Raw genomic sequence first — 9,180 nt, 5'->3', positions numbered from 1 at the left:
CCCAACCATTCTTAATGGAAGCCCCCTCCCAACCTCCCCGGGGGGGGGAGGAGCTTAGTTTGCCTTGCCGGTTTTAGTCAATGGCGCATACGGCTTATTGGGCTTATTAGCCTTATTCGGCCAATTAGTCCCACAACCAAATACCCAACCCCCCACAACCATAAAATGCCGCAAATCACGATGCGGTTTGCGGCATTCCGGCGTGTCGTCCGCGGCTTTTCGTCATGCCATTTGCGGCCTTCCGCTGTGGCGCCTTTTCTGCCTGAATGCATGACAATGGTTATCTATGAAATAGCGATAATATAAAATCTATTGTCTTAACTCCTGAAATAAAGCATTTGGCTTTAACTACTTAGCGAACGACAGTGAGCGATAACTCCTTTAACTTCTTTAACTACCAAATAAAAATATGTTAAACCGACATTACTTTTTCGCACTTTGTCCGTCATATATGCAAATAACGTAATCTTTTTAACAATAACGCATATTTTTATGGACAAGAAAACATTGGCGATTGCGGCTCTGGCCATGGGACTGGGGACGCAGTCAGTTATGGCGCAGTATCCTCAGCTGACGCCTGAGGGCAAGGCCAAGATTGACTCGCTCACCAAGGTCTGGACGGCACATTCTGACTCGGCGTGGGCAGTAGCATTACCCATAGTTAAGAAAGAGGCCATGGAGAACGGCCGCCCCTACGTGCCATGGGCGTTCCGTCCGTATGACCTCAAGCAGGCAAAGATACCCGCATTCCCCGGTGCTGAGGGCGGCGGCATGTACACACAGGGCGGACGCGGCGGCAAGGTGCTCGTCGTTACCAACCTTAACGACTCGGGCCCCGGCTCGTTCCGCTGGGCTTGCGAGCAGGGCGGTGCCCGCATAATCGTGTTCAACGTTTCAGGAATAATCAAGCTCGAGACGCCTATCATCCTGCGCGCTCCCTACGTCACGATAGCGGGACAGACAGCCCCGGGCGACGGTATCTGTATAGCAGGACAGTCGTTCCAGGTCAACACGCACGACGTAATCGTGCGCCACATGCGCTTCCGCCGCGGCGCCACCAACGTATGGTACCGTGAGGACTCCTTCGGCGGCAACCCCGTGGGCAACATCATGATTGACCACTGCTCGTGCGAGTGGGGACTCGACGAGAACATCTCCTTCTACCGCCACATGTACAGCATGAACGACGGCAAGCCCTCAAGAAAAGACCCGACGGTCAACGTTACCATCCAGAACACCATCTCGGCAAAAGGTCTTGACACATACAACCACGCCTTCGGCTCAACCATCGGCGGCGAGAACACCACCTTCATGCGCAACCTCTGGGCCGACAACACCGGACGTAACCCGTCGATAGGCTGGGGCGGAGTGTTCAACTTCGTGAACAACGTAATCTACAACTGGGTTCACCGCACGGCCGACGGCGGTGAGTACTCTACGATGAGCAACTTCATCAACAACTACTACAAGCCCGGACCGCTCACACCGAAAGACTCGCCCGTGGGCTACCGTATCATCAAGGCCGAAAGCCGCAGCAAAAAGCTCTTCCCGTGGCCGCAATACGGCCGCGTGTTCGCCATCGGCAACATCGTTGAAGGCAACGAGCGCGTGACCAAGGACAACTGGGACGGCGGAATACAGGTATCCGACATCGGCGACGGCACACAGATACCCGAAGACGTAAAGGCACTCATGAAGTCCGACGAGCCATTCGAAATGGCACACATGACCATCCTGCCGTCTGACAAGACATTCGACTACGTGCTCGAGAACGTGGGCGCGACACTGCCTACACGTGACATCGTCGACCAGCGTATCATCGAGGAGGTGCGCACCGGCAAGGCATACTACGTAGACAAGCTGCCCAAGGACAACCCCTACGGCGACCACTGGGGCATGAGTGAGAAGACAGCCAACGAGGAGGGCCTCTTCCGCTACCGCCGTCTGCCCAAGGACTCTTACAAGCTCGGTATCATCACCGACCCGCGCCAGATGGGCGGATATCCCGAATACAAGGGTGAACCGCGCGTTGACACCGACGGCGACGGCATGCCCGACGATTGGGAGATTGCCGCTGGCCTGAACCCCAACGACCCCTCTGACGCCAACGGTGACTGCACCGGTGACGGATACACCAACATCGAGAAGTACATCAACGGCATAAGCACCAAGGTGAAGGTTGACTGGACCGACCTGAAGAACAACTACGACACCCTGGCAGGCAAGACGTCGCTGTACTGATAAAACGACAATTATCTGCTTAAAGCCGTGCCCGGTGGAGGTTACATCCTCCACCGGGCACGGCCTTTTTCATAGTAGTCCATCACGTGCGGCGGCGCGAAATAACCACATGAAACGACACCGTTTGTCGTTTTTATTTACTATATTTGCGAAATCTAATATTGCTAACACCAACACCATGAAAAGAATATTGGGACTCGACCTCGGACCTAACAGCATAGGTTGGGCATTGGTCAACGAAAGAGAGAATGAAGCAGAACATTCATCTATTGTGAAACTTGGTTCACGTATTATAAATTTCGACGGTTTTGTCAGCACTAAAACTGGTAAGGAAAGCAAGACTCCTTTGGATGATTTTAAACAAGGCAAAGGGATTTCATCTTGCGCCGGACGTACACTGAAGCGCACCATGCGTCGTAATCTGCAACGCTACAAGCTGCGCCGTGACAGTCTTGTCGGTATTCTGAAATCCAACGGACTTATTTCCAACGATGCTGTACTGGCCGAGTGCGGCAACCGTACCACTTTCGAGACTTACCGGCTTAGGGCGAGTGCGGCCACGGAGGAGATAACATTAGAGGAACTGGCGCGCGTGCTACTCATGATAAATAAGAAGCGTGGCTATAAGAGCAGCCGAAAGGCTAAGCAGAAAGACGAGGACGGCCACCTGATAGATGGCATGGAGGTGGCACGCAGGTTGTATGACGACGGCCTTACGCCTGGACAATACACCTTGTCGCTAATGGAGAAAGGCAACAGACATATACCCGACTTCTATCGTTCCGACCTTCAGGCGGAGCTTAACAAAGTGTGGGATTGTCAGCGGAGATTCTATCCCGACATTCTTACTGATGAGTTAAAAGACGCCATACAGGGTAAGAACAAGAGCCAGACGTGGGCCGTATGCTCGACACCGTTCGGCATAAAGGGCATGAAGCGCAATACAAAAGGCGAACAGATGAGGAAAGAGAACTACAGATGGCGCGTGGAGGCGCTGACAGACAAGCTCGACCTTGAACGACTGGCAGTGGTGCTACAGGAAATCAACGGCCAGCTGAAAAACTCGAGCGGATATCTCGGCGCGATAAGTGACCGCAGTAAGGAGCTGTACTTCAACCACCAGACCGTAGGCCAGCACCTTATGGCCGAACTTGATCGCAATCCTAATTACAGCTTGAAGAACAAGGTGTATTACCGGCAGGATTATCTTGACGAGTTTGAACGGATATGGGAGACGCAGGCCAAGTACCATAAGGAGCTGACGCCTGAACTGAAGCACGAAATACGCGACGTTGTGATATTCTACCAACGACCGCTAAAGTCGCAAAAAGGACTGATAAGCCACTGTGAGTTTGAGAGTCGTGAGATAGAGATTGAAGTGGATGGCCATAAGAAAAAGATTACCGCTGGTCTGCGCGTGTGTCCCAAATCGTCACCGCTGTACCAGGAATTCAGGATATGGCAGATGATAAACAATGTTCAGGTATCAGGTCCGATAGAACCAGAAAACCAGCCCGACTTGTTCGGCGCCACGGCTAAGTACAGGAAGGGTAAACGTTTCCTGACACAGGAGGAGAAAGAGACGCTTGCATCTGAGCTTACCTTCAGGGACAAGATGACGAAGAAAGAGATATTAAAGCTGTTGTTTGATAATCCGAAGGAGCTTGATCTTAACTATAAGGAGATAAAGGGCAATACTACGATGGCAGCCTTGATGAAGGTATGCCTCGGAATAGTTGACATGAGCGGGCACGGAGAGTATGACGTATCGAAGATTTCTGTTTCTGATGCCATAGGCGTGATAGTATCGGTGTTCAATGCATTGAGATTCAGCTCGGCCTTTCTCGACTTTGACTCGTCACTTGACGGTAAGGATTTTGCTGCCCAGTCGGCTTACAGATTGTGGCATCTGTTGTATTCATTTGAGGGTGACAAGTCGAAGACTGGCAATGAACGGTTGGTGGCTAAGATACAAGAGTTGTACGGCTTCGATAAGGACAGCGCCGCCATGATAGCCGGTATCACGTTTGAGCCTGACTATGGCAACCTGAGTGCCAAAGCGATGCGCAAGATACTGCCTTATATGAAAGATGGAGTGGAGTATAGCGAGGCGTGCCGCATGGCCGGATACCGCCATTCAAAACGTTCGCTGACAAAGGAAGAGATAGAGACCAAGCAGCTGAAAGACCATCTTGACCTGTTGCCGCGTAACAGCTTGCGTAATCCTGTCGTTGAGAAAATCCTCAACCAGATGATTAACGTTGTCAACGCCGCTATCTGTGAATACGGACGCCCTGACGAGATACGCATAGAAATGGCGCGTGAGCTAAAGAAGAGCACATCCGAGCGCGAAGAGATGGTTAAGGCCATAAGCCGCGCCACGGCCGACAACGAGAAATATCGCAAGATGTTGCAGGAAGAATTCGGTATAGCCAATGTAAGCCGCAACGACATAATACGTTATCGCTTGTACATGGAACTAAAGGAGAATGGTTTCAGAACGCTTTATTCAGGCACTTACATACCACGTGAGAAACTTTTCAGCAAGGAATTCGACATCGAGCACATCATACCTCAGGCAAAACTGTTTGACGACTCGTTTGCCAACAAGACTCTTGAGGCGCGAAATGTAAATCTGGAGAAAAGCAATATGACCGCTTACGACTATGTAAAGGGTAAATATGACGCTGCCGGACTTGAGCAATACGAACAGCGAGTGGAGGCGCTTTACGCCAAGGGAGCTATCAGCAAGACAAAACGCAATCGTCTGCTAACAGTCGAGGCCGACATACCCGATGGCTTCATCAATCGTGACCTGAACGATACTCAGTACATAGCCCGTAAAGCGCGGGAGATACTTGAAGAAGTGGTAAGAACGGTAACACCCACTACGGGTTCGGTAACCGACCGCCTGCGCGACGACTGGCAACTTGTTGACGTCATGAAGGAGCTTAACTGGGATAAGTACGACAGGCTCGGGCTGACTGAGATAGTCGAGGACAAAGATGGCCGGCGTATACGCCGCATAAAAGACTGGACGAAACGTAACGATCACCGCCACCACGCTATGGACGCGCTGACTATAGCATTTACCAAGCCGGCCTACATCCAATACCTAAACAATCTTAACGCTCGCAGCGACCGTAGCGGCAGCATATATGCAATAGAAAGAAAAGAGCTTTATCGCGACCGTGGCGGCAAACTGAGGTTTATGCCTCCTATGCCGCTCGACGAATTACGCCGTGAGGCCAGGCGGCAGCTTGAGGCTGTGCTCGTGTCAATCAAGGCTAAAAACAAGGTAGTGACGCGCAATATTAACGTCACGAATGCAAAAGGTGGCGGTCACAGGAAGGTGCAGCTTACGCCGCGTGGGCAACTGCACAACGAAACCATCTACGGCAGTATAAGGCGCTATGCCACAAAGGAGGAAAAGGTTAATGCTTCGTTCACTGAGGATAAGATAATGACCGTGGCCGACAAGCGTTATCGTGAGGCTCTGTTAGAAAGGCTGAGGCTGTGCTACGGAGACCCAAAGAAGGCGTTTACAGGCAGGAACAGTCTTGATAAGAATCCATTGTTTGTTGGCCGTATGCACACGGAAAAGGTACCTACGAAGGTAAAAACAGTGACACTTGAAACAATATTCACCCAACGCAAAGAGGTGAACAAGGATTTGAAGGTGGACAAGGTGATAGACACGAGGGTGCGCAAGATACTTGAGGAGCGGTTGCGTCAGTATGGAGGTGACGCCCAGGCAGCATTCTCCAATCTTGACGAAAACCCGATATGGCTTAACAAGGAAAAGGGCATTAGTATAAAGCGTGTAACGATAACTGGCGTGAACAATGCCGTGGCACTGCACGACAAACGCGACAATCTTGGTCGTTTGATACTTGACGGAAATGGCAACAAACAACCTTCCGACTATGTAAGCACGAGCAATAACCACCATGTAGCCATCTTTCGCGATGCTGAAGGCAACCTGCAGGAACATGTCGTGTCGTTTTATGAGGCCACGGCGCGCGCAATACAACATCTGCCTGTAATAGACCGTGATTATAACAAGGCTGTCGGTTGGCAGTTTCTGTTCACGATGAAGCAGAATGAGTATTTTGTTTTTCCAAACGCCGAGACAGGTTTTGACCCAAAGGAAATCGACCTGCTTGACCCGAAAAACTATGCTGCGATAAGCCCGAATCTGTTTAGGGTGCAAACAATGTCAAAAGTTATGTATGGTAATAATATTGTTAGAGATTATAAGTTTCGGCACCATTTGGAAACAACAGTAAAGGATGAAAAAGAATTAAAAAATATAACTTATAAGCAGTTTAAGACTTTGGTTTTTGCTAATAATGTTGTTAAAGTCCGTGTAAACCATCTTGGACAAATTGTTTCGGTAGGAGAATATTAATTGTAAATAATCTAAGACAATGATAAAACGAACACTGTGTTTCACCAACCCGGCCTATCTTTCGTTGAAAGACAGACAGCTTGTTATACGCCTGCCGGAGGTGGAGAAAAGCGACATGCCGGAAGAGTTGAAAAAAGAAGCGGTGAGGACTGTTCCTGTCGAGGACATAGGCGTTGTGGTGCTTGACAATAAGCAGATAACTTTGACGGAAGGGTTGCTCGAGGCGCTTCTCGAAAATAACTGTTCGGTAATAACGTGCGACAGCCGCAGCATGCCGGTAGGCCTTATGCTCCCGCTTTGCGGTAACACTTTACAGAGCGAGCGTTTCCGTGACCAGCTTGACGCGTCGCTGCCGCTGAAAAAGCAGCTTTGGCAGCAGACAGTCAAGGCGAAAATAGATAATCAGGCAGCGGTTCTTGCTCAATGCGCAGGGGCTGAGACGGGTTGTATGCGCCGTTGGTCGGCCGATGTACGCAGCGGCGATACAGACAATCTTGAAGGCCGTGCGGCGGCGTATTACTGGAAAAATCTTTTTGACGGCATACCTGGCCTTGACGGCTTCACCCGTGACCGTCAGGGCATTCCGCCCAACAATCTCCTTAACTATGGTTATGCCATCTTGCGTGCCGTAATAGCCCGCTCGCTCGTGTCGAGCGGACTGTTGCCCACGCTTGGCATTCACCACCATAACCGTTATAATGCTTACTGCCTGGCAGACGACATAATGGAACCATACCGTCCGTATGTGGACGAACTCGTGTACGGAATAGCCGCTGAGTACGGCATAGACATACCTGAAGATATTACGAAAGACCTGAAAATGCGGCTGCTCGGCATACCCGTCATTGATGTTAGGATAGGTGGCAAGCGCAGTCCGTTGATGGTGGCGGCAACACAGACTACGGCGTCGCTGTATAAATGCTTTAACGGAGAGGCCCGCCGAATAGCCTACCCAGAGATGTGAAATAAACAAAATTGAATATGTCAGACCGTTTCAGCGAATACAGGATTATGTGGATACTTGTTTTCTTCGACCTTCCTACAGAGACAAAGAGGGACAAGCAGGCCTATGCCTTGTTCCGCAAGAACCTGCAACGCGACGGTTTCACGATGTTCCAGTTCTCTATTTATGTCCGTCATTGTGCCAGCATGGAGAATGCCCAAGTGCACATCAAGCGTGTTAAGTCGTTCCTTCCCAAGTACGGACATGTAGGTGTACTTTGTATCACCGACAAGCAGTTCGGCGCCATAGAGCTGTTTTATGGCAAGAAACCGGTAGAGCCTAATGCTCCTGGTCAACAACTTGAATTATTCTGACATTTATGTTTATTTAACAATATTCTTCTGTTTGTCGCGCTCAGTTCATGGTCTTTGGTGGTATTCTAAATAGTTTCGACTTATTCTTTTGAAATGTCAAAATCCGGCTCAATAGCCGGATTTGACATTTAGACAACCATCTTTTTATATTTTCTAATTTATCTTATATCTCACTGATTATCAGTGTTTTACCGTAATCGTGATGTTTGTCTTAGCGCAAAGATAAGAATTTTAAAGCAAATCACAACATTTGCAAAGAAAACGGAAAAAATGCAAAGATGTTTGTCTTAGCGCAAAGATAAGAATTTTAAAGCAAATCACAACTAATCGTTAACCGCATACACTTGTTTATAGATGTTTGTCTTAGCGCAAAGATAAGAATTTTAAAGCAAATCACAACTTATTTATCAAATTTATTTAATAACTTTTTGATGTTTGTCTTAGCGCAAAGATAAGAATTTTAAAGCAAATCACAACATATTCTCTGACGATAACGGAAGTGGTATAGATGTTTGTCTTAGCGCAAAGATAAGAATTTTAAAGCAAATCACAACTAATTATACGTTCTTCATTTGTCATATTAAGATGTTTGTCTTAGCGCAAAGATAAGAATTTTAAAGCAAATCACAACTCCGCAAGAAAAGACAATCATTTTCTGCAAGATGTTTGTCTTAGCGCAAAGATAAGAATTTTAAAGCAAATCACAACTTAAAACCATTAACGCTTTTAACAAAATTGATGTTTGTCTTAGCGCAAAGATAAGAATTTTAAAGCAAATCACAACTTGAACAAGACATCTATCAATTGTCAAAAGGATGTTTGTCTTAGCGCAAAGATAAGAATTTTAAAGCAAATCACAACACTTCTATCGTATTGCGGAATATGGACCGGATGTTTGTCTTAGCGCAAAGATAAGAATTTTAAAGCAAATCACAACAGCGTCAATGGCAACAACAAATGGTTAATCGATGTTTGTCTTAGCGCAAAGATAAGAATTTTAAAGCAAATCACAACATACCAGCGGAAGATATTTTGGACGATAACGATGTTTGTCTTAGCGCAAAGATAAGAATTTTAAAGCAAATCACAACGTTTGAATAATCGTTGTTGAAATCTCCCTTGATGTTTGTCTTAGCGCAAAGATAAGAATTTTAAAGCAAATCACAACGATATTTGTCTTGGGTTTTACTACAACCTAGATGTTTGTCTTA

General features: G+C 47.9%; 4 protein-coding genes and 1 CRISPR repeat array. All 4 genes read left to right on the top strand.

All coding sequences use genetic code 11. The annotated features are described in order from the left end of the window. The first annotated feature begins 492 nt into the window (after positions 1-492). The 4 genes from H6A34_RS12270 (at position 493) to cas2 (ending at position 7,969) form a co-directional block, all read left to right on the top strand. Positions 493-2,241 (top strand): polysaccharide lyase, encoded by a 1,749-nt coding sequence (locus tag H6A34_RS12270; protein ID WP_205105753.1) that lies wholly within the window; start codon positions 493-495, stop codon positions 2,239-2,241. 178 nt (positions 2,242-2,419) lie between these two features. Next, on the top strand, positions 2,420-6,652 hold the full coding sequence (cas9, locus tag H6A34_RS12265) for a type II CRISPR RNA-guided endonuclease Cas9 (RefSeq protein WP_205105752.1): 4,233 nt from the start codon (positions 2,420-2,422) through the stop codon (positions 6,650-6,652). A 19-nt stretch (positions 6,653-6,671) separates the two neighbouring features. Then, positions 6,672-7,616, top strand: coding sequence for a type II CRISPR-associated endonuclease Cas1 (gene cas1, locus H6A34_RS12260; RefSeq protein ID WP_205105751.1), 945 nt, complete (start codon positions 6,672-6,674; stop codon positions 7,614-7,616). 17 nt (positions 7,617-7,633) lie between these two features. After that, positions 7,634-7,969, top strand: coding sequence for a CRISPR-associated endonuclease Cas2 (gene cas2 / locus H6A34_RS12255; protein ID WP_239480875.1), 336 nt, complete (start codon positions 7,634-7,636; stop codon positions 7,967-7,969). Positions 7,970-8,170: 201 nt separating this feature from the next. After that, positions 8,171-9,137: direct repeats of the CRISPR family, unit length 47 nt; unit sequence GATGTTTGTCTTAGCGCAAAGATAAGAATTTTAAAGCAAATCACAAC. Positions 9,138-9,180 lie beyond the last annotated feature (43 nt).

Source organism: Marseilla massiliensis (assembly GCF_016899855.1).
Lineage (GTDB): Bacteria > Bacteroidota > Bacteroidia > Bacteroidales > Bacteroidaceae > Prevotella.
This window is presented reverse-complemented; position numbering and strand designations above follow the sequence as displayed.